General features: G+C 67.3%; 14 protein-coding genes. 7 read left to right on the forward strand and 7 right to left on the reverse strand.

Annotated features, from left to right (window positions below):
* Positions 1-424: 424 nt before the first annotated feature.
* From V2J18_RS15150 to V2J18_RS15160, 3 genes are all read right to left on the reverse strand, one after another.
* A complete protein-coding gene (locus V2J18_RS15150) occupies positions 425-3,994 on the reverse strand; it encodes an ABC transporter permease/M1 family aminopeptidase (protein WP_336132166.1) in 3,570 nt (1,189 codons plus the stop codon).
* A 13-nt stretch (positions 3,995-4,007) separates the two neighbouring features.
* Complete coding sequence (locus V2J18_RS15155; RefSeq protein ID WP_064747464.1) at positions 4,008-4,904, reverse strand: ABC transporter ATP-binding protein; 897 nt, start codon at positions 4,902-4,904, stop codon at positions 4,008-4,010.
* A gap of 166 nt (positions 4,905-5,070) precedes the next feature.
* Positions 5,071-6,024, reverse strand: coding sequence for a helix-turn-helix transcriptional regulator (locus V2J18_RS15160; RefSeq protein WP_336132168.1), 954 nt, complete (start codon positions 6,022-6,024; stop codon positions 5,071-5,073).
* A 115-nt stretch (positions 6,025-6,139) separates the two neighbouring features.
* Between V2J18_RS15160 and V2J18_RS15165 the strand changes: the two genes are divergently transcribed.
* From V2J18_RS15165 to V2J18_RS15180, 4 genes are all read left to right on the forward strand, one after another.
* A complete protein-coding gene (locus V2J18_RS15165; RefSeq protein ID WP_064747466.1) occupies positions 6,140-6,913 on the forward strand; it encodes an SDR family oxidoreductase in 774 nt (257 codons plus the stop codon).
* A 270-nt stretch (positions 6,914-7,183) separates the two neighbouring features.
* The gene (locus V2J18_RS15170) at positions 7,184-7,456 is read left to right on the forward strand and encodes a hypothetical protein (protein ID WP_064747467.1); all 273 of its coding nucleotides are present in this window, start codon (positions 7,184-7,186) and stop codon (positions 7,454-7,456) included.
* 36 nt (positions 7,457-7,492) lie between these two features.
* Positions 7,493-8,689 (forward strand): low temperature requirement protein A, encoded by a 1,197-nt coding sequence (locus tag V2J18_RS15175; protein WP_064747468.1) that lies wholly within the window; start codon positions 7,493-7,495, stop codon positions 8,687-8,689.
* A gap of 224 nt (positions 8,690-8,913) precedes the next feature.
* Positions 8,914-9,531, forward strand: a complete 618-nt coding sequence (locus V2J18_RS15180) for a DUF4142 domain-containing protein (protein WP_064747469.1) — start codon at positions 8,914-8,916, stop codon at positions 9,529-9,531.
* 569 nt (positions 9,532-10,100) lie between these two features.
* Here the strand turns inward: V2J18_RS15180 and V2J18_RS15185 are convergent.
* Both V2J18_RS15185 and V2J18_RS15190 read right to left on the reverse strand, forming a co-directional pair.
* Complete coding sequence (locus tag V2J18_RS15185; protein ID WP_336132173.1) at positions 10,101-12,635, reverse strand: collagenase; 2,535 nt, start codon at positions 12,633-12,635, stop codon at positions 10,101-10,103.
* A gap of 438 nt (positions 12,636-13,073) precedes the next feature.
* On the reverse strand, positions 13,074-13,457 hold the full coding sequence (locus tag V2J18_RS15190; RefSeq protein ID WP_336132174.1) for a hypothetical protein: 384 nt from the start codon (positions 13,455-13,457) through the stop codon (positions 13,074-13,076).
* Positions 13,458-13,742: 285 nt separating this feature from the next.
* Here V2J18_RS15190 and V2J18_RS15195 point away from each other — a divergent pair, with 285 nt between their 5' ends.
* Positions 13,743-15,275 (forward strand): BCCT family transporter, encoded by a 1,533-nt coding sequence (locus V2J18_RS15195; RefSeq protein WP_064747471.1) that lies wholly within the window; start codon positions 13,743-13,745, stop codon positions 15,273-15,275.
* 17 nt (positions 15,276-15,292) lie between these two features.
* Here V2J18_RS15195 and V2J18_RS15200 read toward each other — a convergent pair whose 3' ends face one another.
* Both V2J18_RS15200 and V2J18_RS15205 read right to left on the reverse strand, forming a co-directional pair.
* On the reverse strand, positions 15,293-17,506 hold the full coding sequence (locus V2J18_RS15200; protein ID WP_336132177.1) for a prealbumin-like fold domain-containing protein: 2,214 nt from the start codon (positions 17,504-17,506) through the stop codon (positions 15,293-15,295).
* Between the two features lie 406 nt (positions 17,507-17,912).
* Positions 17,913-19,286 carry an MBL fold metallo-hydrolase gene (locus tag V2J18_RS15205; protein ID WP_336132179.1) on the reverse strand — a complete coding sequence of 458 codons (1,374 nt, stop codon included), beginning with the start codon at positions 19,284-19,286 and terminating at the stop codon, positions 17,913-17,915.
* A gap of 283 nt (positions 19,287-19,569) precedes the next feature.
* Here V2J18_RS15205 and V2J18_RS15210 point away from each other — a divergent pair, with 283 nt between their 5' ends.
* Together V2J18_RS15210 and V2J18_RS15215 are read left to right on the forward strand one after the other, a co-directional pair.
* Positions 19,570-21,681, forward strand: a complete 2,112-nt coding sequence (locus V2J18_RS15210; protein WP_075575057.1) for a M13 family metallopeptidase — start codon at positions 19,570-19,572, stop codon at positions 21,679-21,681.
* 259 nt (positions 21,682-21,940) lie between these two features.
* Positions 21,941-23,956 carry a M13 family metallopeptidase gene (locus tag V2J18_RS15215; protein WP_064747481.1) on the forward strand — a complete coding sequence of 672 codons (2,016 nt, stop codon included), beginning with the start codon at positions 21,941-21,943 and terminating at the stop codon, positions 23,954-23,956.
* The last annotated feature ends 80 nt before the right edge of the window (positions 23,957-24,036 follow it).

Consider the following 24,036-nt stretch of genomic DNA (forward strand, 5'->3'; position numbering starts at 1 on the left):
AACCTGGGAAACGTACCCTTGCGGGGAGGCAGCCGTGCGCTGAACGGGGCGAACTCTACGCGAAAACCGGCTTCTCCGCCAGCTGCGGCGGTTTGCGCCCCGCCGATGCCGGCACGGCGTTCAGGCTGGGAGGCCGCGCAGGAGCGACGCAGGATCCCTCGCCACCGGGTTCCTCCCTGCCCTCCGACCGCATTCACACCGTTGCAAAAGGGCTACCAGACGGGGCTTTCCCGCTTCACCGATCCGATCGCCCCACGCCGCTGTGAACCATCGCGAAGTCCCTCCCCGCCCCCTTGTCTTCAAAGGGGGCAGGCCTCGGATGAGCGCGCGCAACGGTGGTGCCGGCAGCGGGCCGGGGCCATGAACGCGACGGCGCCTACTCCGATCCTGCGGCGAGCAGACGGGCTCGCCGCGCCGCCGGCCCTCACAGCTTCTTGCGGTTGTCTTCCGGCACCCGGTCGATCAGCTTGTTGTAGGGGTCGAAGCCGACCTCGTACGGCGCCTCGTCGACCACCACGGTCAAAGTCGGCTCGGTTTCGAGGACGCGCCGTCGCTCCAGCCACAGCGGCTTCTCGTCGGCCTCTTCGCCCGAGGGGCCGCGCGCGAACACGCCGATCTCGATCCAGTCGTCCATCGGCGCCGGGCTTTCCTTGCCCTTGCCGTCGGCGTAGCGCTTGGCCGCGTGCAGGCGCATCGTCACCTCGTACTTGCCGTCGGCGCGACGCTTGGAAGTGGCCTCGACCACCCGGTTGTCGTAGAAGCTGATCTTTTCGAACAAATCCCCGATCAGCCGCTGCTGCTCCGGCTTGGCTTCGGCGCGCAGATAGCCCAGCAGTTCGGCCGAGTTGGTGTAAGGCGGCGCCTGGTAGGCCTTGTCCCGCAGGAACCGTTGCAAGGCGCGGTTGACCGCCGCTTCGCCGAGTTCCTCGCGCAGGCGGTAGAACACCAGCGAGCCCTTGCGGTAATGCACGTAGGGCTGGTCCTCGACCCGCGCCAGCGGCAGCTCTTCGACCCGCTCGCCGCCGCGCCCCGACAAGTACTCGTCCAATTCGTACTTGAGGAAGCGGCGCATCTTGGCCCGCCCGTACTCCTTCTCCATCACCATCAGCGCCGAGTACTGAGACAGCGACTCCGACAGCACGGTCGAGCCCTGGGTGGCGGCGCCGATCACCTGGTGCGCCCACCACTGGTGCGCGATCTCGTGCGCGGTGACGTAGAACACGTAGTCGATCTGGTCCGGGTCGCGCAGGTCGGCGATGAAGCCGATCGATTCGGAGAACGGGATGGTGTTGGCGAAGCTCTGCGCGAAGCGCTCGTAGCCCGGGAACTCCAGGATCCGCACCTGGCGGTGCTGGTACGGGGTGAAGTTGGCCTGGAAATAATCCAGCGACTTGCGCGAGGCGTCGATCATCCGGTCGACGTTGAAGGCGTGGCGGGCGTCGTAATAGATCTCGATCGGCACGCCCTGGTGCTCGGCGCGGCGGACCTCCCAGCGCGCCGACAGATAAGCGTAGAACGGCATCATCGGCCGGTCCATCGCATAGTCGAAGCAACGCCGCCCGTCGCGGCGGTATTCGCGCTGCAGATAGCCCGGCGCCAGCGCGATCTGGTCCGGCGCGGTGCACACCGAGGTCCGAAACGCGATCCAGTCGGAATCGGTGGAGATGTAGTGGTTGGCGCGCGCGGCCTGGTCCTCGAGCTTGGCCATGCGCGGCAACTCGCCGAGCCCGCGCTTGCGGCGTTCGTTGCGGTCTTCGAGCTGGCCGCGTTCGCTGTAGCCGAAGTGCGGCAGGTCGTTGGAGTTGAAGAAGGTGCCGTTCTCCACGATCGAGGTATTGTCCGGCTCGTTGCCGAAGCCGCGTTGGACGAAGCTCTGGCGGAAATCGAAGTTGCGCTGCTCGCCCGCCTGCATCGGCCGGTCGAACCGGTAGATGCGGTAGCCGATGCGGCGATCGTCGCTGACCAGCTTGGCGCCGCCGAACTCCATGCGTTCGATCCGCGCTTGCGGCGAGTAGCGGACATGCAGCTCGCGGATCGGCGCCGCATGCTGATTGACGATGCGATAGCGCCCGGCGATCGTCACCGCCAGCCGTTCCGGATACAGGTCGACGCGGTTGTCGACCGCGACGATGCGCGGCTGCGGCAGGTCCTTGTAGCGGCGGTAGCGGGTCTCGTACTCGGCCTGCTCGTCCATCGCCACGTCGGACGGCAAGTAGCGGTTGAGCACGTTGGTGTTCCAGAAAATGAAGCCGCCGACGGCCGCCCAGCACGCGATCGTGCCGGCCAGCATCAGGCTGGGCCGGCCGCGCAAGCGCTCGCGCGCCACGGCCATGCGGCCGCGCCAGTCCGGCGCCACGCCGCGCACCCAGAATGCGGCCGACAGCAGCAACAACGCGAGCAGGAACAGCCCCCAGTAGCCGGTGAACCACAACCGCGGCTCGAGGAAATGGCCGTAGCCGTTGAGGTCCGAATACGGCACGGCGGGAGCGTGGCCGTAGTTGTACAGGTTGTGCTCCAGATGCAGATAGCGCATCCCCGCCTTGACCACCAACACCAGGATGATCACCCCGTAACCGGCGAAGCGGTTGTTGGTCAGCACCTGCATCGCCAGCGCCAGCCCGCCCATCAGCACGAACGGGGTCGAGTTCACCAGCAATCCCTGCAGGTACAGCGCGGGTTCCAGCGCGGTGTAGCCCTTGACCAGCTGGTAGCCCATCGCGGCGACCGCGCCGACCGCCTGGAAGCAGGCCACCACCGCGACCAGGCAGACGAACTTGCTGGTCAGCGGCAGCCAGTTCGGCACCGGCATCGCGTCGATCACTTCGGCCAGGCGCACGCTGCGCTCGCGGAACACCAGTTCGCCGGCGTAGTACAGCACCACGAAGATCAGCATGTAGCTGTAGGTGCCCTGCAGCGCCTCCAGCATCAGCGCGGTGGTCGGGTAGGTCTTGGTCCCGAACATGCTCTGCATGACACTGACCGAACCGAGGAAATTCAGCAGCGAGAACGCCAGCATCACCAGGAACGGCACGCTGCGGAACACGCCGAGCAGGTCCATGCGCAAGGCATGCAGGAACTGCGCGCGGCGCGCGCCGGCGTCGAACCGAGGCGAGACCTTGGGCAGCACCAGAGGCGGAGTCGCCGCCTCGGCCGAAGCGGTGCGCCGGCGCTGCCACCAACGCGGCTTGCCGGTACCGGCGCGCAGCGGCTTGAACAGGGCGAAGGCCAGCGCGATCACCGCCAGTCCGGCCGCGCTCCACAGCAGACGGTTGACCAGCAGGAAGCCTTCGATCGCCGGCAGCGCGCGGTTGTACTCGTCGGCCGACCAATAGCGGATGCTGCGATCGAACGCGACCAGGCCGAACGGATCGAGCAGGGTCGCCAGCCAATCGTTCTCCATGTCCTCCATCAGCACCCCGGCGATGGCGTTGAGCAGGAAGGACCCCATCGCGCCCAGGTACACCACCAACAACTTGCGCGAACTCAGCGCCAGCAAGGTCAACAGCGCCCCGGTCACGATCAGGTTCGGCAGCACGAACACCGCGAAGCCCCACAGGTAGGGACGCAGCGAGAATGCCGCGACCCGCTCCGGGTCCACCCAGGGCATGAACGGCCCCAGCATCATTCCCAACGCAACCAGCACGTACAGCGCCAGACAGCCGACCAGGGCCGCGGCCAGGCGCCCGATCAGATAGTCGCGCTTGCGCATCGGCGTGGCGAAGAACAAGTCCGCCGTGCCCTGTTCGAAGTCGCGCAGCAGCGCGCCGGCCACGAACACCATGATCGCGAACAGCCCGACCACGCTGAAATTGCCGAACAGGTTGACGATCACCACCGGCGCGTTGCGGTCGACGTTGCCGATCGCGCCGCCCATCTGCACCGCTTCGCTGCTGGTCAGGGCGAAGGCGAGCAGACCGTAGACCGCGGCGAACAGCCACAGCAACGGCGAGCGCAGCTGCTGGCGCAGCTCGAAACGGAAGAATTCCAGGATCATGGGCGCGCTCCGCTCAGGCCGCGACGCGCGCGTGCTGGCGCAGGCGCTGGAAGTACACGTCCTCCAGATCCGGCTCGACCGGTTCGAATCCGGATTCGGGCGCCTCGGCGCTGAACACGTGGATCACCGGCTGGCCGCCGACCAGGCGCGTCGACAGCACGGTGAAGCGGGTCTCGTAGCTGGGCAGTTCGGCCTTGGTCACCCGCTTGCGCCAGACCTGCTCGCGCAGCGCGGCGATCGCCGCGGCCGGCTCGCCGGTCAGCAGCACCTTGCCCTTGTTGACGATCGCCATGGTCGGGCACAGATCGGTCACGTCCTCGACGATGTGGGTGGACAGGATCACCGCGACCTGCTCGCCGATCTCGGCCAGCAGGTTGAGAAAGCGATTGCGCTCCTCGGGGTCCAGGCCGGCGGTGGGCTCGTCGACGATCACCAGCCGGGGCTGGCCGAGCAGAGCCTGGGCGATGCCGAAGCGCTGGCGCATGCCGCCGGAGAAGGTGCCGAGTTTCTGCTTGCGCGCGTTCCACAGATTGACCTGGTGCAGCAAGCCGTCCACCACTTCGCGGCGCTGCCTGCGCTGGCTCAGGCCCTTGAGCACGGCGAAATGCTCGAGCAGGTCCTCGGCGCTGACCTTGGGATAGACGCCGAAGTCCTGCGGCAGGTAGCCGAGTTGGCGGCGCACGGTCTCCTTGTCGCGCAGCACGTCGATCGGCTTGCCGTCGGCGCCCTCCAGGGTGGCGCTGCCGGAGTCGGCCTCCTGCAGGGTCGCCAGGGTGCGCATCAGCGAGGACTTGCCGGCGCCGTTCGGGCCGAGCAGGCCGAACATGCCGCGCGGAATCTCCAGGCTGATGCCGTCGAGGGCGCGCACGCCATTGGCGTAAGTCTTGGTCAAATCGCGGATGGTCAGCATCGCTCGTTCCCTGTCGTTGCCCGTTGGACGCGGCCGGCGGCCGCGCATGGCGGTCCGCGACGCACGCGGACGTTTCCACGCAGATGCTAGCGACGGCGCGCACCGCGCCCATGGGCGGATGGTCTACGTGACCGATGGCAGGGGGCGGATTGTGACGCCAGCCGCGCTAGCCGGCGCCCGCGCGGTACTCGCGCGGCGACACGCCGTAGCGCTTCTTGAACGCTACCGACAAGTGGCTGTGGCTGGCGAAGCCGGCTTCCACGGCGATCGTGGCGATGTCCTGGTCGCTCTCGCGCAGGCGCAAACAGACCCGGCGCAGGCGCTCGCCGAGCACATACTGGATCGGGCTCGCGCCGAATGCGGCACGGAACGCGATCAGCAGACGGTGCACGCTCAACCCGGCGATCTGGGCCAGTGCGGCCAAACGGATCGGCCGGTCCGAAGCCGGCTGTTCCAGATGCGCGCGGATGTAGTCCTCGATGCGCCGCCGCTGGATCGGCGCGAGTTGCGGCGGCGGCGCGGCGTGCGCCGCCGCTCCCGCCGCGTACTCGCGCAGCAAGTGCAGGCCCAGGGCCTGGCCCAGCGCCTCGCGCAGCATCGCCGCCAGCTCGTCGCCGGCGCCGCTGAGCCCGGCCAGGCGCGCGGCCAGGCCGTGCACGAACGGATCGCGGTGCTTCATGCGCGCGCCGAGCCCGGCGGCGGCATCCCGGCAGGGACCGAAACGGGCCGGGTCGATATTGAACTCGGCGTAGGCGATGTCGCCGCCCAGCGCCTCGCCGCGGTACTGGCGCCCGGCCGGAATCAACCACAGGTCGCCGGCGGCGGGCGGCAGGCGCAGCCGGCCGGCGCCTTCGATGCGGGTGTCCAGGCGCCGCATCGCGCCGTCGAGATGGACGATCAGGGTGTGGCGGTCGTGCTGCAGCCGCCACTGGGTCGGCTCGGCGATGCTCTCGGCGGCGAAGGCGAAGTCCAGCCCCGGGGCCAGGCTCAGTTCGCGGTTGAACGCCAGCCGGCGCGCGCCGAGCCAGTCGCGCACCGCCGCCGCGCCCAGGGCCGCGTCGGCACGGGCGACGGCGCCGGCCGCAACGGCCGGCGGAGAAGTTGGAAGCGGTTCGGACATCGTGGAAGCGCGGCAGGCCCGGGGCGAGCTAAACATGACAGCAATCACATTCGTGTCAACACGCGGGACAGTCCCGTCCCGCGTCCCTCCCCGCCCCAAAAAACGGAGTCCCTCCATGCCCGACCGTTCCCTCCACGGCAAGACCGTCGTCATCGGCGGCGGCGCCAAGAACCTCGGCGGCCTGATTTCGCGCGAGCTCGCCGCCGGCGGCGCTGCCGGCATCGCCGTCCACTACAACTCCGACGCCACCCGCGCCGCGGCCGAGGAAACCGTCGCCGCGGTGCGCGCCGCCGGCGCCGAGGCGTTCGCCCATCAGGGCGACCTGACCCGGCCGGCCGAGGTCGCCAAGCTGTTCGACGCGGCCCTGGCGGCGTTCGGCAAGATCGACATCGCCGTCAACACCACCGGCATGGTGATCAAGAAACCGCTGGTCGAGGTGACCGAGGCCGAGTACGACCGCATGTTCGCGGTCAATTCCAAGGCGGCGTTCTTCTTCATCCAGGAGGCCGGCAAGAAGCTGGCCGACGACGGCAACATCTGCACCATCGTCAGTTCGCTGTTGGCCGCCTACACGCCGTTCTACGCCGTCTACCCGGGCAGCAAGGCGCCGATCGAGCACTTCACCCGCGCCGCATCCAAGGAACTCGGCGCACGCGGCATCTCGGTCAACGCGGTCGGCCCGGGGCCGATGGACACGCCGTTCTTCTACCCGGCCGAGTCGCAGGAGTCGGCGGCCTATCACGCCACCGCCGCGGCGCTGAGCGGGCGCACCAAGAGCGGCCTGACCGAGATCCGGGACATCGCCCCGCTGGTGCGGTTCCTGGTCACCGAAGGTTGGTGGATCACCGGCCAGACCCTCTTCGCCAACGGCGGCTATACGACGCGCTGACGCCGTCATGGACACAGCCCGTGCGGGTGCCGGCCGGAGCGACATCCGTTTCGACCGGCATCGCCGCAACATCGCAGGTTGCGTTGTCGCGGCAGGCCGGCGCCAGGGCGAAAAGAGCGAGCGCGTGTCCGGCCGCGCGCATTCGCGGATGCGCCGCTCGGCCGCGCGCCGGCCCGTGCCGACGCCTGCACGCCGCCTGCACGCACTTGCGCCAACCATGCGCGCGACGGCCGCCGACGCCGCCTGTCGCGCTTTTTGCGGGGATACGCCATGCACACCCTCCTGGTTCTGCTCGCCGGCTTCGCCCTGCTCGGCCTGTGCCTGCTGATCGCGCGCCTGGCCGGCGGTCCCGGCCGGACGCCGCAGCGCAAAGCGATCGTCGCCTTCGTGCCGCTGTGGCTGATCGGCGCCGGGATCAACCTCTGGGCCGGCGTGCATCACGCCGGCTACAGCGTCGCCGACGAGCTGCCGATCTTCCTGCTGGTGTTCTTGCTGCCCGTCGTGGCTGCGCTGGCGCTACGATGGACGCTTTCGCGCCGCTGACTCCGGCCCCTCCCTCCCGCCAACCGCGGCCCATCGATGACGACGTCTTCCCGCCCCACCCTGCTGCGCTCGCGCGAAGGCCACGCCAAAGTCGGCTTCAGCGAGCTTTTCTTCGACCTGGTGTTCGTGTTCGCGGTCACCCAGCTCTCGCACACTCTGCTCGAACACCTCGACACCGGCGGCGCGCTGCGCACCGGCCTGCTGTTCCTCGCGGTGTGGTGGCTGTGGATCTACACGTCCTGGGTCACCAACTGGCTGGACCCGGAAAAAGTGCCGGTGCGGCTGATGATCTTCGGCCTGATGCTGGGCGGACTGCTGCTGTCCTCGTCGCTGCCGCAGGCTTTCGGCGAACGCGGGCTCGCGTTCGGCGCGGTGTTCGCGGCGATGCAGGTCGGCCGCACGCTGTTCATGCTGTGGGCGCTGCGCGGCGGACGCAGTCCCGGCAATTTCCGCAATTTCCTGCGCATCCTGGTCTGGCTGTCGTTGTCGGCGCTGCTGTGGATCGGCGGCGGCCTGGCCGAACCGGAGCCGCGCCTGATCTGGTGGCTCGGCGCGGTCGCAATCGAATACCTCGGCCCGGTCGCCTATTTCCGCGTGCCCGGCCTGGGCCGTTCGAGCCTGGCCGACTGGGACGTGGAGGGCGGCCATCTGTCCGAGCGCTGCGGCTTGTTCATCATCATCGCCCTGGGCGAGTCGATCCTCATCACCGGCGCGACCTTCGCCAAGCTGGACTGGAACCCCACCACCGTGACCGCGTTCTGCCTCGCCTTCCTCGGCAGCGTGGCGATGTGGTGGATCTATTTCGACAGCGGCGCCGCGCGCGGCGAACACCGCATCGTCCACGGCGGCGACAGCGCGCGCCAGGCGCGCCTGGCCTATACCTACCTGCATCTGCTGATCGTCGGCGGCGTCGTCGTCTGCGCGGTGGCCGACGAACTGGTGCTGGTGCATCCCGACCATGCCGAGCCGGCCGGCATCGCCGCGATCGTCGGCGGCCCGGCGTTGTACCTGCTGGGCTGCGCCTTGTTCAAATGGGTCACCAATACGCGCAGGTTCCCGCCGCTGTCGCATATGGCCGGGCTGGCGATGCTGGCGGCGCTCGCGCTCGCGGCGGCGCCGCTGCACCTGTCGGCACTGGCCCTGGGCGCGGCGACCACGGCCGTGTTCGTCGTCGTGGCGGCCTGGGAAACCGCGGCGCTGCGCCGCGGTCGCGCCGTCGCGCCGAGACACTGAGCGCGTCGCCTTCGGACGGTCCCGCGACCTCGCCGCCGTCGCGAATCGCACCCTCCCGCGATCGGCGCTGCGTACGGCGTCGACGCTTCGCCGCACCGGCAAGATTTTCCGGTCGTGCGCAAACTGCGCTCATTGCGCCACGCGCAACCCGCGAATGCCGCTACGCACGCATCTGGCATGGAATCTGCGACGTTCAGGGCGTTCTGTCCGCAGAGGAAGTCGCCATGAGAACGCTCGTCCTGCTCGTCGCTATCGCCGCCGCCGCGAGCGGCTGCAACAATCCACGCAACGATCCCGCTCGCCCGGCCGATCACGCCGCCGATGCCGCCGCCGGCCCGGCTCCGGCCGCTACCGACACGCCGGCTGGAGCCACGCTGAGCGCCGATGCGGCCGCGCCGATGCCCGCGGCGGATGCCGCACAGGGCGACCCGCTGGTCCTGGGCCTGCTGACGGCGCTCAACGAACACGAGATCGCAGCCGCACGCCAGGCTCAGCAGAAAGGCGTGAGCGGCGCGGTGCTGGAGTTCGCCAACCTGATGGAGAAGGAACACGGCGCCAACCAAGCCAAGACCCGGACCCTGGGTACGCCGGCCGAGGGCGCCGAAGTCCAGGCGATAAAGGACAAGGGCAAAGCCGAACTCGACGCGCTTGGGGCCAAGTCTGGCGACGACTACCGCAAGGCGTATGTCGCGGCGATGGTGAAGGATCATCAGGACGCGCTGGAGCAGATCGACAACCAACTGATGCCTGCCGCGAGCGGCGAACCGGTCAAGGCGCACTTGCGCGATACCCGCGAGCACGTGGCCATGCACCTGAATCAGGCTCGCAAGCTAGCGCAATGATGCGCCTACCATCGATCAAAGCAGCGACCGGCCCGCAGTAGGCGCACGCCCCTCGACCCGGTGGTTCGTTCGCAGCGAGCCCTCGGGGCTATCGCGCTTGAGGCGGGTTGCGCAGACCGGATAGCCCCCCGCCTGCCGACCCAAGCGTAGACACAGCGCAGAAGAGAGGGCGGCGGAGGACGGCCGATAGGGCTCGATCTATTTCCAAAGCAAGGCGGAGCCGGGCACGGCAGGAACGGCCACACAGGCTTGAAAGCCAATTGCGGCGATGTCCTGGACGCTTGGCTGCGTCGAAGCAACAGAGCCCATGATTCGGGGAAAAGGGAATGGGCTGCTTCGCTCGATTTTCAACCAAGCTGCAGGGCGCGGAAGCATCAGAATCACTCAGAAGCGTCTTCGAACGCTCAATCGCAAGAATGAACAACAGAACCTCTCAGCAGGGATGATGTGCACCTTTAAGGTGAGGTAACGAAACCCTTCGCCACTGAGCCGACAGTAGGCATATCACCCAACCCTAGACGCAAACGAGGGGCGGGCCTAGGCCCGCCCCTCGTTTTGGAGTCCTGCAATCAATAGCTGACCGTCAAGCGCACTCCACTGAAGTCCGTTTCCCCGTAGAGACTGAAGTACATGTCCCGGTCGGTCGGCGGATTGTTGATTACGATCGATTCTTCATTGCCGGCGCTATTCCTCGACCAGTAGTTGTGATCGTACGAGTACGCCCAACGCGAGGGGCCAAGGGTATTGGCGAACAGACTAGCGTTGCCGGTACCACCGCTCGCGGTAATCCGTACCGTCGAAACCCCAGCCGGAACCCTCATGTAGAAATGAGCGTGATTCCCTTTCGTCTGCGAGATATTGCTGCGACTGCAATTCCCCGCCATCAGACGCACGTCCGCCGCAGTGCATTCCGGCAGCGGCCGGCAGCCAGTGCCGTCGGCATAGCAAGCCAGCCAGTTGTTGAAGCCTCCGTCATAGCCGGTACCGATGGCGTCTATCCGCTGCTTGTAAGCAGCATAGTTCCCCGGCCGGAAGTAGGACAAGAACCAGTTCACATCGCTGGATCGCTCCTCGAACATGTAACGCACGGCCAAATACCCGCCCTGGTAGACCCGCGCCGAATCGCCGTAATCGGTCTTGAACAGTTGGCTGAGCGTCCAAGTCTTGCTCCGGGCATGGTCGCGCGCCCGGGTGTTGTCCTGATTCAGGAACGACCACGAGATGTACTCGGCCAATCCTTCGGTCCACCAGACGGTGCCCTGGCTGTAAGCGGCGTTGAAGTCGCCGTACAGATTGTAGCGGCCGTCCAGGTAGTGCACGAACTCGTGCTCCAGGTTCCAGATCGTGAACGCCGGGATCCACTCGGCGCGATAGGCGATGAAACGCCCCTGATTGCCTGCGGTCGCCGGATTGCCTTCGAGGTAGATGCCGCCGTTGTTGGTGCCGTTCCCGTAGAAGGTGGACGAGTGCTTCCTGTACTCGCTGCTGCTGTCGAAGATCACCATCTCCAGCGAGGTATTGTCGTTGGCGACTGCATTGTTACCGGTCGCCAGGCGCTGATGGAACAACCCTTCCACGCCCGCCACCGTATTGCAAGCGGTACGCAGCTGATCCGCGGTCATGCGCTGTGCGCGGATGCTGACGTTCGGAGTGCACACATGGCGAGTCGGCAACACCGCTTCCTTGTACGCTTCGATGTAATCGCACAGCCCGTACTGCTGGCAGTTCGCGCGATCGTGCGCGTTGATCTGCGCTGCGAACTTGGCCCGGAGCGGCGCGGAGGAGTTCTGGAACGACGTGCGAGGCACCAGGTCCCGAAGCTGCGCGGAGACGGCCGACTTGATGTTGCCGCTGTACTGCAGGAATCGGCCCAACTCCGCGCCGCTGTCGCTCACCAGGTCCCATCCGTTCGTATCCAGCAAGCCGTAGTTGTTGCGGATGAAATTGGCGAGCGTGTTGGCGGTGTCGATTCCCGCCTGATCCGACAGGCCCTCGTACTTCTTGCCCCTGTTGAACAGAGCCAGCAAGCTCTGGCGTATCGCATTCTGCATGCCGGGCATGCGTTCGTACGAGTTGTCGTAGTTTTCGATCAGCCTGCGGATGCGCGGCAAATAGCGCAACGCCTCTTGGGTGGAATCGATCAACGTGAGGGCTTCGTTGAGGACTATGGCGTGAACGTCGTTCTCCAGGGCCAAGACGACGTTGTTGTTGAAGTACGCGTCGAGCGCCGAACGAACCGCCGGAGCCACATTCGCATTGAACGCGGGGAAACCCTGGTCCCGATACTTGTCTTCCAGGAAGTAAACGGCCCGCATGACATAGATCATTTCCCTGAGGGAGCCGTCGTTGTCGCCGTCGTAAATCCGGCTGAGCCGCTCGACTTCATTGGCGAGAGTCACCATGTTCGCGCTGCTGAACACACTCCTCGCGTCGCTCAGGGACAAAACGTACTGGGCGCTAAGGCACGAAAATTCCGCATGCCGCACCCGCTCCAAGAGGTCGGCACCGACCGCACCGACGAAGTTGCAACCTTCGTGCGCCGCGGCGCCCGCCGGCGTCTCTTTGCTCGCGCCCTGTCTCTGCCCGCGCGACTTCTCGGGCCACTGCTTGCGATTGAACTCGTCGATCGCCGCCTGTTCTTCGCCGATCTTGACCCGGTGCCCCTGATAGACGCCTTGCGGCGGCACCATATGCGGTTCGAGCGGCTTCGACTGAACATGAGTGCCGCCGAACAGCGCTTCGCCAGCCGAAGGCGCGGGCCCCGGGCGGAGCGTGCGCTGCGACGGCTGAGCGGAACGGCCCTGTCGCCCCCCATGCTCCGAGCGCCACTCTTGCCCGTGCCCGTGTCCCTGCTCTTGCCCATTCATCGCATACAGGTTGCGCTCGGCCGAGGCGGTGCCGGCGGGATGCCCGTTCGCACGGCTCGTGCCCAACAAGGCTCGGTCCGGCTGGTCGTCGCCGAACAGTTTCGACAGCCAAGCATCCGGAGCTCCGGGAAACTCGGCGGCAAAGCCTTTGCCCTCATCGGGCAAGCTCATCGTCGCCGCACCGAGCAATGCGGCGCCAACCGCAGCAATGCAGACCTTCTTTGAACGTTGCAACATCGAAAATCTCCTTATTACGGCGACACCAACCAGTCACGCCGTTCATGGCGTGCGGCAGATAGGATTTAAGCGATAGAAGTAAGGGGCGGCGTTGATCGCTGCCCGACCATAGCTACAACAAGCCCGGTCGATTCGAATCGCCACCGGATCGATGGCTGCTTGGCGTTCGTCCGGCGTCCGCTCGAACACATTCGACTTTGTAGCGGGTTTAACTCTAGGCAGACGGACGCAAAAAATGTATGCGGAATAATCTTAGATTTTGCTTCGTCGAAGAACGCGTCGCCTGCAGCGACATTCACTGCAACAGCCGATCGCTATGGCATGTCGCCGCAGATATCGCGCAGACAGGAAAGTGAAGGCCATCTGAAGAGCGCAACAGGAGGGCAGACTGTTGCGGCATTCACTTGATCCATCGGCACCGACCGGCGCTCTGAACGGTCATCGAGCGCAGTCGTTCATCGATGAAATTCCTGAATCCGTATCCATGCGATGGGGGCGCCGTGCATTCCCGGCTCGACGGCATCCTGCTATTTGCAGCGTCGTCATCGTCGAAGCGTCCTGACCGACGATGGCGAACAAGACGGAGAGACGGAACAAGACTTTGTCGCCGTTCGCCGCCTGACCATCGGAATCCGCATCGTCCGCAAACGCTGCTGCGCACGCGCTTTCGTTGCGCCGATGCGAGCCCGACAAGTCACGACGAAGCACGCTCGCACACGACGCCGTCGATGCGGCGCCGCGCTCGATCGGGCGCTCCGTTCGAGTTGCCGCGGGCCGCGCTGGCGTGTGGATGTCCATCGCAAGCGGCGCGATACAGGACATGTGAAGATCGTCGGCGGCACGGCTGCTACAATCGCCGCGTCCACCGCACCGGAGCGCATCGCTCCGCTTGCGCCGTCAACGCGACGGCCATGGCTCGCGGCCGGACATTCCCGCTCGGCTCCCTGCGTCGCATCGTCGCCGCCTGCCCGTCCGTCCCGCGCGGGCGCGCATCGCCGAGCCCGCTTCGTGCGCAACGCTGTCGCGGCTGGCTTGGCGCGACGTCTCGCGTGATCGGCCGCGCGCGGCCGCCACGCGCGCCGCGCGCACGCCTCGACAGGAGAATCCATGGTCTTCCGCGTTTCGATCGTCCTGCTCGCCGTCCTGGTCGCCGCAGGCGTGCTGGCACCGGATTCGTTCAACCGATCGATCCAGTCCGTACTCGCGCCCACTCTCGCCCACGCCGGTTGGCTGTATCTGCTGATCGTGTTCGCGGCGTTGCTGTTCCTGCTTTACCTGAGCTTCGGCCGTTTCGCCGATCTGCGCATCGGCGGCGACGATGCCGAACCCGAGTTCTCGCGCACCAGTTGGCTGTCGATGCTGTTCGCCGCCGGCATGGGCATCGGCCTGGTGTTCTGGGGCGCGGCCGAGCCGCTGTCGCATTATCTGCATCCGCCCGAGGGCTTGGCGCCGCAGAGCCGGGAAGCGGCGCGCGCGTCGATGCGCTACGTGTTCTTCCATTGGGGCCTGCATCCCTGGGCGGTGTACGCCCTGGTCGGCTTGGCGATGGCCTGGTTCCGGTTCAACCGCCGCGGCCGCGGCCAGATCAGCGACCTGCTGGAACCGGTGATCCCGGCGCGGCATCGACGCTGGGCGGGACCCGCGGTCGATATCGCCGCGGTGGTCGCGACCGCGATAGGCGTCGCGACCACGCTGGGCTTCGGCACCATCCAGATCAGCGCCGGGCTGGCGCGCGTGTTCGGCCTCGACGCGACGCCGGCCCTGCAGCTGTGCGTGGTCGCGGTCGCCTTCGTGCTGTACATGGCATCGTCCCTGACCGGCCTACACCGCGGCATCAAATGGTTGTCCAACCTCAACCTCGCCTTGGCCGCGCTGCTGCTCGCCTTCGTCCTGGTATGCGGCCCGACCGGTTTCGTGTTCGAGACCTTCACCACCACCCTGGGCGGCTACATCAACCAGTTGCCGAACATGAGCCTACGCATGGCGCCGTTCTCGCGCGATCCGTGGGTCGGCGAGTGGACGATCTTCTACTGGGCCTGGTGGATCGCCTGGGCGCCTTTCGTCGGCAGCTTCATCGCCCGCATCTCGCGCGGCCGACGGGTGCGCGAGTTCGTGTTCGGCGTGGTGCTGGTGCCGACCCTGATGAGTTTCCTGTGGTTCTCCGTCTTCGGCGGCAGCGCGCTGTGGGCGCAGATGTTCGCCGGCGCCGACTTGGCCGGCCCCCTGGCGCAAGGTTATGAGCAGGTGCTGTTCGGTCTGCTCGAACAGTTGCCGGCGACGCGGATCGCGTCGGTCGCCGCGATCGCCCTGCTGATGATGTTCTTCGTCACCTCGGCCGATTCGGCGACCCTGGTGCTGGCCGGCATGTCCAGCGAGGACCGCGCCGACCCGTCGCTGTCGCGGCGCGCGGTGTGGGGCGCGATCCAGGCTCTGATCGCGGTCGCGCTGCTTCTCGCCGGCGGGCTCGACGCATTGCAGGGATTGATCATCGTCGCCGCGCTGCCGTTCGCCCTGCTTCTGGTACTGGTGCTGGTCGCGCTGTACCGGGCGCTGGATCGCGCCTATCGCGAGCGGCAACGACTCCAGGCGCGCCAGCGCCGCGCGATGCTGCGCTGGCTGGCCAGCGAAGCGGCGGACTGAATCCGCCGCGTTGCCGCTTATTGCACCGTGCAGGAAAACACCAGGCTGAGGTTGGCGCCGACCGGCAGCGTGCCCAACGCCAGGCCGGCGCTCAGGTGACTGATCAGAATCGGGCTCGGCGTGGTCGGACACGCACCCGCGGTGGCGCTGCTGCAGGTCACCGTATTGCCGGCCGGGCAGTTCAGGCCGGCGCCCGGCGCGTCCTGCACCAGCGCGCCGGTGACCGCCACCGGACCGTTGTTGGTCACCTTCACCGTGTATTGGGTCGCGGCGCCGCGCACGACGGTGTCGTTGGCCTGATCGTTGTCGCCCGCCAACGGCGTGTTGGTCTTGCTGATGACCAGATCGGCGACCTGCGCGACGTTGGTGAACGTGCAGACGATGGCGCTGCCGGGCGCAGTCGCCGCCGCGTCCAGGGTCACGCTGCGGTTGGCCAGATCGTTGCTCGCGCTGCCGCCCGCGCCGAGGCCGGTGCAGGAAATCCCGCCCAGCAGGTAGCCTGCCGGCAACGGACCTTCGCTCAGCGTGGTCGCGGTGTTCGCCGCGGTCAACACCTGCACCGGGCCGGCCACGCCGGTGCCGGCGGCGGCGGTGGTGATGTCGTGATTGGCGATGCCGTTGCTGCCGCTGAATGAGAACGTGCCGGTGCCGTTCTGGGTGACTTTGACCGCCTGCACCGTCGGCAACCGCGCGTTGGTCGCCACGCAACTGATCTCGCTGAGATTGGCGTTGGCCGTGTTCGGCGTAGTCGGCGGCCCGACCGGCGCGCTGATCAGGCTGAAGAAGGTGCGCGTGGTGCCGGCCGCGCCGAGGACGACGTTGGCGCCGGAGCGATCGGTACAGGCGATGCTGGAACTGTAGCTGCCCAGGCTGGTGCCGGTGCCCGCGGTCTCGCTGACCGTGATCAGGGCGCTCAGCGGCACCGGTACCCAGTCGGTGGTGCCGTTATGGCCGACGTTGGAAACCGTACCGCTGTTGGTCTGCACCGCGGTCGCCGAGGCCGGCGCCACCGAGAGATTGAACAGACCCGGGTCGCTCGTCGGCGCCAGCGCCTTGGTCAGGCGCACGCGCGGCAACAAGGTGATCGGGTAGTCCTCCACTTCGCCGCTGTCGGCCAGGCCGGTCGCGTTCTGCACTTGCGAGGTCGTATAGCCCACGCGCAAACGCATATAGCTTTCGCCGGCGACGTAGGTCGCACCGGTGGGAATGGTCCAGTTCAACGCGACGTTGCCGTTGCCGTTGCCGCTCACGTTCGCACAGGCGCGCTCGGCGGTCTCGAAACTGCCGTTGCGGTTGAAGTCGATCCAACCGCACAACTGCGGCGTCGCACCCGACACGCTCTGGAAGCCGGCCACCGGCACCGACAGGCTGTAGGTGCCGACGCCGACCGGCGCCAGCGTGCCCAAGGCGTTGTCGGTGTCGCCCGCAGCATCGTTGCTGGCGCGCGGGCTGGTCGCCGGTGCGGGCGTGATGTAGGCGGTGCCGTTGGGGATCGTCAGCGGCAAGGTCGGATCGACGCTGAGGCTCGGCCCCAATGTCAGGCCGGAATTGACGTGGCCGGCCATGCCGTAGCTGGTCGGCGCATCGCTGAAATCTTCGTCGACGGTGATCGTCACCGTATAACCGTCCGCTCCCAGATCGCCAGCGCCGAGCGTCGGATTACCGATGCCGATGCCCAGCGCGATCGAGGTGAATGTGCCGTTGAGCTGCGCGGTGCCGCAACCCGAGGTCGTGGCCGGATTTCCGCACGCGATCGAAGGGGCGTTCGATGACGGGCGCAGCACGGTGTTGGCGCTGACGGTGGTCAGGGTGCCGCCGACGACGGTCCAGGTCGAACCCACCGGCGAAGTGAAAAAGGTCGAAGTGAACCCTGCGCCTGCGCCGGTACCGCCAAGGCGCGCAAAATGGAATCGTGGATTGACCACCGGCCGGCTGAAATTGAAAGTCAAGTTACCGCGCGACACTTGTCCGCCAGCCGCGACCACGGTCGTGGTGCCGGGAGTCAGGAAATTGAAGGTTTCCGACACCAAATCGATGCGCGGGTCGTAGGCGCCGGGCGGGTTGCCGCCGAAGCTCAAACCGCCAGCCGTCACCGACGTCGAGGTCGTGCCCGGTACGCCGCCGCCGGACACGGCCGTCAAGCTCAAGCCGGAGAGGTAGGTCGTCTGGGTCCCCGTAGCGGCATCGACATCGGGGTTCTGCTCCGACGCCCACAGCGCCGACGGCAGCATTACCGCGATCGCGGCGAGCAGGGCCGCGCCGGAAACTCTGCGCGCACCAGGGCGGAAACGAGGTGCGCATGCGGTTCCCGGGGTCGATCCAGCGCCGTTGCTCGCTCGAAAATCCATGCTTCGTTCACTCCGTCGTCGAGTCGACATATCTTCGCGTTCCGATCAGGCGCCCAACGCCCGCATTTGATCAACGAAGCGCAATAACCATGCCAACGTGCAGTGCGCAGCCGAAGACTCGCCGCAGCGACAGTCCGGGCCGTCCTCAGCGTGAAAGAAAGTACATCATTTATGAGACATCAATCGCTAAAAATGACGCGCGGCGACAGTTTTTGCCGTTTCAGATCAGACATTTGCGAGGGTTATTTCCTGAATACAGTGAATAAGCCTTGCCCCCCCCTGTATCTCCTTACACCTGCAACGTCATCCCCGGCCGCGCCAACGCCACTTCCACCCCGTACCGCTCCCCGATTTCCCCCGCCAGCGCTTCGCGCGCCTTGTCTTCGCCGTGCACCAACGCCAACGGCGGATGGCCGGCGATGTTCCCGTACCACTCGATCAAGCCGCGCTGGTCGGTATGCGCCGACAGCCCGCCGATGGTGTGGCGCTGGGCCAGCGCGCGCACGTCGCGGCCGTGGATGCGCACCCATTGGGCGCCGTCGACCAGGCGCCGGCCGACCGTGCCTTCGGCCTGGTAGCCGACGAACACCACGCGGGTCTGCGGCTTGCCGAGGTTGTGCTTGAAGTGATGCAGGATGCGCCCGGCGTTGGCCATGCCGGAACCGGCGATCACGATCGCGCCGCGCTCGATGCGGTTGATCGCCATCGATTGCTCGGCGGTTTCGCTGAACTGGAGATTGGGCAAGCGGAAGGGATTGGGCCGCTCCTGCCAGACCCGCAGCGCGTCTTCGTCGAACAGCGCGGTGTGGCGGTCATAGACGCCGACCACCTTGGCCGCCATCGGGCTGTCGAGGAAGATCCGCCAACGCGCCAGCTGCCACTCGTCCCAGTACTTGGCGAACCAGTACAGCAGCTCCTGGCTGCGCCCGACCGCGAACGCCGGGATCAGCACGTTGCCGCCGTCGTTCCAGGCCGCGTCGAGCACCCGGCCGAGTTCGAGGATGGTCTCGGCGCGGTCCTTGTGCAGGCGATCGCCGTAGGTCGATTCCATCAGCACCAGATCGGCCGCGTCGATCGGCGCCGGATCGCGCAGGATCGGCGTGCCCTTCGGGCCGATATCGCCGGAGAACACCAGCTTGCGCCCTTCCGCCCACAGCTCGACCGCCGACGACCCCAGAATATGGCCGGCCTCGCGGAACGCGATGTCGACGCCGGGCAGGATCGTCTCGCGCGCGTCGTAGGCCAGCGGGCGTACCTGGCGCAGGCTGGCTTCGACATCGTCGCGGGTATACAGCGGCAGCGCCTCGGGCTCGCCGTCGCCGCGCCGGCGGTTGCTGCGCTCGGCTTCGCTTTCGGAAATCGAGGCCGCGTCGAGCAGCATGATCCGCATCAGCTCCGCGGTCGCGGCCTGGGCGTAGATCGGCCCGCGAAAACCGCGCCGCACCAGCAGCGGCACCCGGCCGATGTGGTCGATATGGGCATGGCTGATCACCAGTGCGTCGAGCGCGGTCGGCTCGAAACCGAACGGGTCGAAGTTGCGCCGCTCGGCTTCGGGGCTGCCCTGGATCATTCCGCAGTCGAGCAGGATGCGCCGGCCCGCGGCGTGGACCTCGTGCAGGGAACCGGTGACCTCGCCGGCCGCTCCGTGGAAATGGACTTGCATCGCTCGACCGCCTCGCTGCCGTGGAAAGCCCGACGCTAGCACGGTGCCGATGCGCAGCCGGTCGCGGCGGCGCGCACAGCCGATGCGCAAGCGGGGCAAAGCTGAACGGATCGGCGCCCCCCGACATGACCTTCGACACCCTTCCCGGCGCCGGAACGGGACTATCGTCCGGCCGTGTCCCGGCCCAGGAAGGCCCACCAAGGCGCCGAATCCGCGACAATCCCCTGTTCCCGCTTCACCCCCCAACGCTTTCACGCCAACGCCCTTTCGGCCGGAGCCCGCTGTGACCCTCAAGAAACCGCAAGTCCTGTTGTTGTCCCTCGCCATCGCCACGGTCGTGGCCGCCTGCGGCAAGCAGGAAACCCCTGCCCCGACCGCGCCGGCCGACAGCGCCGCCAAGCCGGCCGAGACCACCGGACTGAAGCTCGACGAGAGCAAGCTGCCGCCGGTCAACCGCTTCGCGATCTCCGATCTCGACACCAGCAAGGACGCCTGTACCGACTTCGGCGGCTACGTCAACGGCAAGTGGCTCGCCGCCAACGCCATCCCGGGCGACCGCACCTCGTGGGGCGCGTTCGAAATGCTCGACGAGCGTTCGACCGCCGTGCAGCGCCAGATCGCCGAGCAGGCCGCGGCCGACACCCAGGCCACCGGCGTGGAGAAGATCGTCGGCGACCTGTGGTCGACCGGCATGGACGCGGCCAAGATCAACGCCCAGGGCCTGGAGCCGCTGAAGGCCGACCTGGCCAAGATCGACGCGCTCGACAGCCCGGAGAAGATCGCCGAGTACCTGCGCGCCTCCGCCGCGACCGGCGACAACCCGCTGTTCGGCTTCGGCGCCGAAGCCGACTTCAAGGATTCGGCCAACAACATCGCCTACGCCGCTCAGGGCGGCCTGGGCCTGCCGGATACGCCCTACTATTTCGACGCCAAGCACAAGGACAAGCTGGCCGCGTACGAGGCCCACATCGCCAAGGTGCTCGAGCTCGGCGGCACGCCGGCGGCCGACGCGGCCAAGCAGGCCAAGGACGTGGTCGCGTTCGAGACCCGCCTGGCCAAGGTCTCCAAGTCGCGCGAACAGCTCTCGCGCGACGTTTCGCTGTACTACAACCCGGTCAGCCCGGCCGATGCCGACAAGCTGACCCCGAACTTCTCCTGGACCAAGTTCTTCGAATCGCAGGGCGTGGCCCTGCCGAAGATGTTCTCGCTCGCGGTGCCGGCCTTCCACCAGGAAGTCAGCAAGATGCTGGCCGACGTCCCGGCCGACCAGTGGAAGGCCTACCTGCGCTTCCACGCCATCGACGGCGCGTCGCCGTACCTGGCGGACGCTTTCGTCGAAGAGAACTTCAACTTCTACAACAAGACCCTGCGCGGCCAGAAGGAGCTGAAGGAACGCGGCAAGCGCGTGCTCGACACCATCGAGGGCCAGGCCGGCGAAGCGCTGGGCCAGATGTACGTCAAGGTCGCGTTCTCGCCGGAGTCGAAGGAGCGCATGCAGACCCTGGTCAAGAACCTCAGCGAAGCCCTCAAGGCGCGCATCGAGAATCTGGCCTGGATGAGCGCCGACACCAAGAAGAAGGCGCTGGAGAAGTGGGCCAGCTTCACCCCGAAGATCGGTTACCCGGACAAGTGGCGCGACTGGAGCGGCCTGAACACCAACCGCGACAGCTATTACGCCAACGTCAAGGCGGCCAACGAATTCAACTACAAGTGGAACCTGAGCAAGATCGGCAAGCCGGTCGACAAGACCGAGTGGGGCATGCCGCCGCAGATGGTCAACGCCTACTACAACCCGCTGCAGAACGAGATCGTGTTCCCGGCCGCGATCCTGCAGCCGCCGTTCTTCGACCCGAAGGCCGACGACGCCACCAACTACGGCGGCATCGGCGCGGTGATCGGCCACGAAATGACCCACGGCTACGACGACCAGGGTTCGCGCTTCGGGCCGACCGGCAATATGGAAGTGTGGTGGGCGCCGAGCGACGCCAAGGCCTTCTCCGGCCTGACCGACAAGCTGATCGCGCAGTTCAACGCCTATGAGGCCGCGCCGGGCAAGTTCGTCAACGGCAAGCACACCCTCGGCGAGAACATCGCCGACCTGGGCGGCCTGGCCACGGCCTACGACGCGATGAAGAAGGCCGCGGGCGACACCCCGGACCCGAAGACCGACGGTCTGACCCGCGACCAGCGCTTCTTCCTCAACTGGGCCACGGTGTGGCGCCGCAACTTCACCGAGAAGGAAATGGAAGTGCGCCTGCAGACCGACGAGCATGCGCTGGCCAACTTCCGCGCGATCGGCGCACCGTCGAACCTGCCGGCCTTCGCCGCCGCGTTCTCGTGCAAGCCGGGCCAGCCGATGGTCCGCGAGGGCGACAAGCAGGTCGTGATCTGGTGATGCGTCGGGGACGGAGGGAGTCGATTCTCTCCGCCTCCTGGCCAGCCGCGGAAAGGCCCGGGGATTCCCGGGCCTTTTTTCTTGTCTGGCCCGCATCCGGCCGAGCGCTTGCCCTCATCCGGCCTGCGGCCACCTTCTCCCGCTTGCGGGAGAGGGTTGGGGTGAGGGCCCCGCCCATTCCTCGCGCAACCGCCAAACCCGTTCATCGCCTTCCCACGCCGGGTTGTTAAACTCGCCCATCCCCAGGATGGAATACGCGATGTCGACCCTACGCCCGCTTGCCTGCGCCCTCGCCCTCAGCCTCATCGCCGGCCTCGCCTCGCCCGCCGCCGACGCCGCCAAGAAGAAGGCCGCCGCCAAGCCCAAGGCGCCCGCCGCGGCTTCCGCCTGCACCGACTTCTACGCCAGCGCCAACGCCGACTGGCTGCGCGCCAACCCGCTGTCCGGCGCCGGTTCGGTCTCGACCCTGGACCAGCTCGCCGCCAATGCGCGCAAGCAGCAGCTGGAGCTGCTCAACAGCGCCATGACCTCGCCGCAAGGCAATGTCCAGAAGCTGCTCGGCGACTTCTGGGCCAGCGGCCTGGACGAAGCGGCGGTCGAGCGCGACGGCGCCCAGCCGATCGCGCCGCTGCTGTCGCGCATCGGCGCGATCAAGAAGGCCAAGGACATCCCCGCCTCGATCGCCGCCCTGCACCAGGTCGGCATCCCGGTCGCGTTCAATTTCGGCGCCGACATCGACTTGCAGGACCTGGAACGCCACATCGGCTACTTCAGCCAGGGCGGCCTGGGCCTGCCGGACCCGGCCTATTACACCCGCAGCGACAACGACACCCGCCAGTTGCTCGGCCATTACAACAACTACGTGCAGAAGATCCTGGCCCTGACCGGCACGCCGAAGGACAAGCTGGCGGCCGAGTCGCAGCAGGTGATCGACCTGGAGACCCGCATCGCCCGCGCCTCCAAGTCGCTGCCGGACCTGCGCGACCCGCGCGCCAACTACGCCCGGGTGTCGGTGGCCGACGTCGGCAAGCAGTACAAGCGCCTGCAACTGGGCGATTTCCTCAAGGCCCAGGGCGTCAGCGACGACAGCGTCTCGCTGGCCAACCCGCAGTTGTTCGCCCAGCTCGACAATCTGGTCGCCACGCTCAAGCCCGAGCAGTGGAAGACCTATCTGCGCTGGCGCGTCGGCGACGCGATGGCGCCGTACCTGGCCAAGCCCTTCCGCGACGCCGAGTTCGAATTCCGCGGCCGCGTGCTGCGCGGCCAGAGCGCGCCGCCGGCGCGCCAGCAGGCCGTGCTCGACGCCGTCACCCTCGCCGCCGGCCCGATGGTCGGCCACGAGTACGCCGCGCGCTATCTGCCGGCCGCCACCGACAAGCGCGCCGAGCAAATCGCCGATCAGGTCCGCGATGCCCTGTCCAAGTCGATCGACGCCGACAGCCGCTTCTCCGACGCGGTCAAGAACGAGGCCCGCGCCAAGCTGGCCAAGCTCAAGATCGAAGTCGGCACGCCCAAGCGCGACCTCGACTACACCGTGCAGCCGATGGGCCGCGGCAGCTTCGGCAGCAACATGCTGATCGCCTCGACCTGGCGCCACCGCGAAGAGATGAAGCGGATCGGCCGCGGCAACGCCGACCGCCGCTGGGACGTGCTGCCGCAGGAGCCGTCGCTGGCTTACGACATCGCCCAGAACCGCCTGATCGTCACCGCCGCCATGCTGCAGGCGCCAGTGCTGGACCTGAGCAAGCCGGAAGCCGCGCAATACGGTTCCTACGGCGCGCTGGTCGGCGCCGAGCTGACCCACGGCTTCGACAACCGCGGCCGCTACGTCAATGCCAAGCAGGAAGTGCGCGACTGGTGGACGCCGAACGAAATCGCCGCCTGGGAGGCCCTGGGCAGCCGCGTCGCCGCCCAGTACAGCGCCGAGGCCTATCCGGGCCTGAGCGGAACCAAGGTCAACGGCAGCCAGGTGCGCGACGTCGCCATCGCCGACCAGGCCGGCTTGGAGATCGCCTGGAATGCGTACCGCAGCGCCGCGCCGTCGGCGGGCAAGGACGCCAACCAGGCCTTCTTCCGCGCCTGGGCCGGCCTGTGGGCGCAGCACCTGAGCCCGGAAGTCGCCGCCCAGCGTTCGGCCGCGGGCATCCACGCGCCGGGCCAGTGGCGCACCAACGTGCCACTGTCCAACCTGGCGGCGTTCGGCGAAGCCTTCGGCTGCAAGGCCGGCACGGCGATGCAGCGCAAGGCCGATCAGCAGATCAAGATCTTCCCCTGACCGATCGAGAAGGCGATACGACGAAGCCCGGCATCCGCCGGGCTTCGTTTTTTGGGAGTCGTCCGCCGCGTTCGCCGGCG

It is taken from the genome of Lysobacter firmicutimachus (assembly GCF_037027445.1).
Taxonomy (GTDB): Bacteria; Pseudomonadota; Gammaproteobacteria; order Xanthomonadales; family Xanthomonadaceae; genus Lysobacter; species Lysobacter firmicutimachus.

Excerpts from the sequence above, each read along its gene's own strand:
- V2J18_RS15150 (WP_336132166.1), bottom strand. The coding sequence starts at position 3,994 with ATGATCCTGGAATTCTTCCGTTTCGAGCTGCGCCAGCAGCTGCGCTCG.
- V2J18_RS15155 (WP_064747464.1), bottom strand. The coding sequence starts at position 4,904 with ATGCTGACCATCCGCGATTTGACCAAGACTTACGCCAATGGCGTGCGC.
- V2J18_RS15160 (WP_336132168.1), bottom strand. The coding sequence starts at position 6,024 with ATGTCCGAACCGCTTCCAACTTCTCCGCCGGCCGTTGCGGCCGGCGCC.
- V2J18_RS15165 (WP_064747466.1), top strand. The coding sequence starts at position 6,140 with ATGCCCGACCGTTCCCTCCACGGCAAGACCGTCGTCATCGGCGGCGGC.
- V2J18_RS15170 (WP_064747467.1), top strand. The coding sequence starts at position 7,184 with ATGCACACCCTCCTGGTTCTGCTCGCCGGCTTCGCCCTGCTCGGCCTG.
- V2J18_RS15175 (WP_064747468.1), top strand. The coding sequence starts at position 7,493 with ATGACGACGTCTTCCCGCCCCACCCTGCTGCGCTCGCGCGAAGGCCAC.
- V2J18_RS15180 (WP_064747469.1), top strand. The coding sequence starts at position 8,914 with ATGAGAACGCTCGTCCTGCTCGTCGCTATCGCCGCCGCCGCGAGCGGC.
- V2J18_RS15185 (WP_336132173.1), bottom strand. The coding sequence starts at position 12,635 with ATGTTGCAACGTTCAAAGAAGGTCTGCATTGCTGCGGTTGGCGCCGCA.
- V2J18_RS15190 (WP_336132174.1), bottom strand. The coding sequence starts at position 13,457 with ATGTCCTGTATCGCGCCGCTTGCGATGGACATCCACACGCCAGCGCGG.
- V2J18_RS15195 (WP_064747471.1), top strand. The coding sequence starts at position 13,743 with ATGGTCTTCCGCGTTTCGATCGTCCTGCTCGCCGTCCTGGTCGCCGCA.
- V2J18_RS15200 (WP_336132177.1), bottom strand. The coding sequence starts at position 17,506 with ATGCTGCCGTCGGCGCTGTGGGCGTCGGAGCAGAACCCCGATGTCGAT.
- V2J18_RS15205 (WP_336132179.1), bottom strand. The coding sequence starts at position 19,286 with ATGCAAGTCCATTTCCACGGAGCGGCCGGCGAGGTCACCGGTTCCCTG.
- V2J18_RS15215 (WP_064747481.1), top strand. The coding sequence starts at position 21,941 with ATGTCGACCCTACGCCCGCTTGCCTGCGCCCTCGCCCTCAGCCTCATC.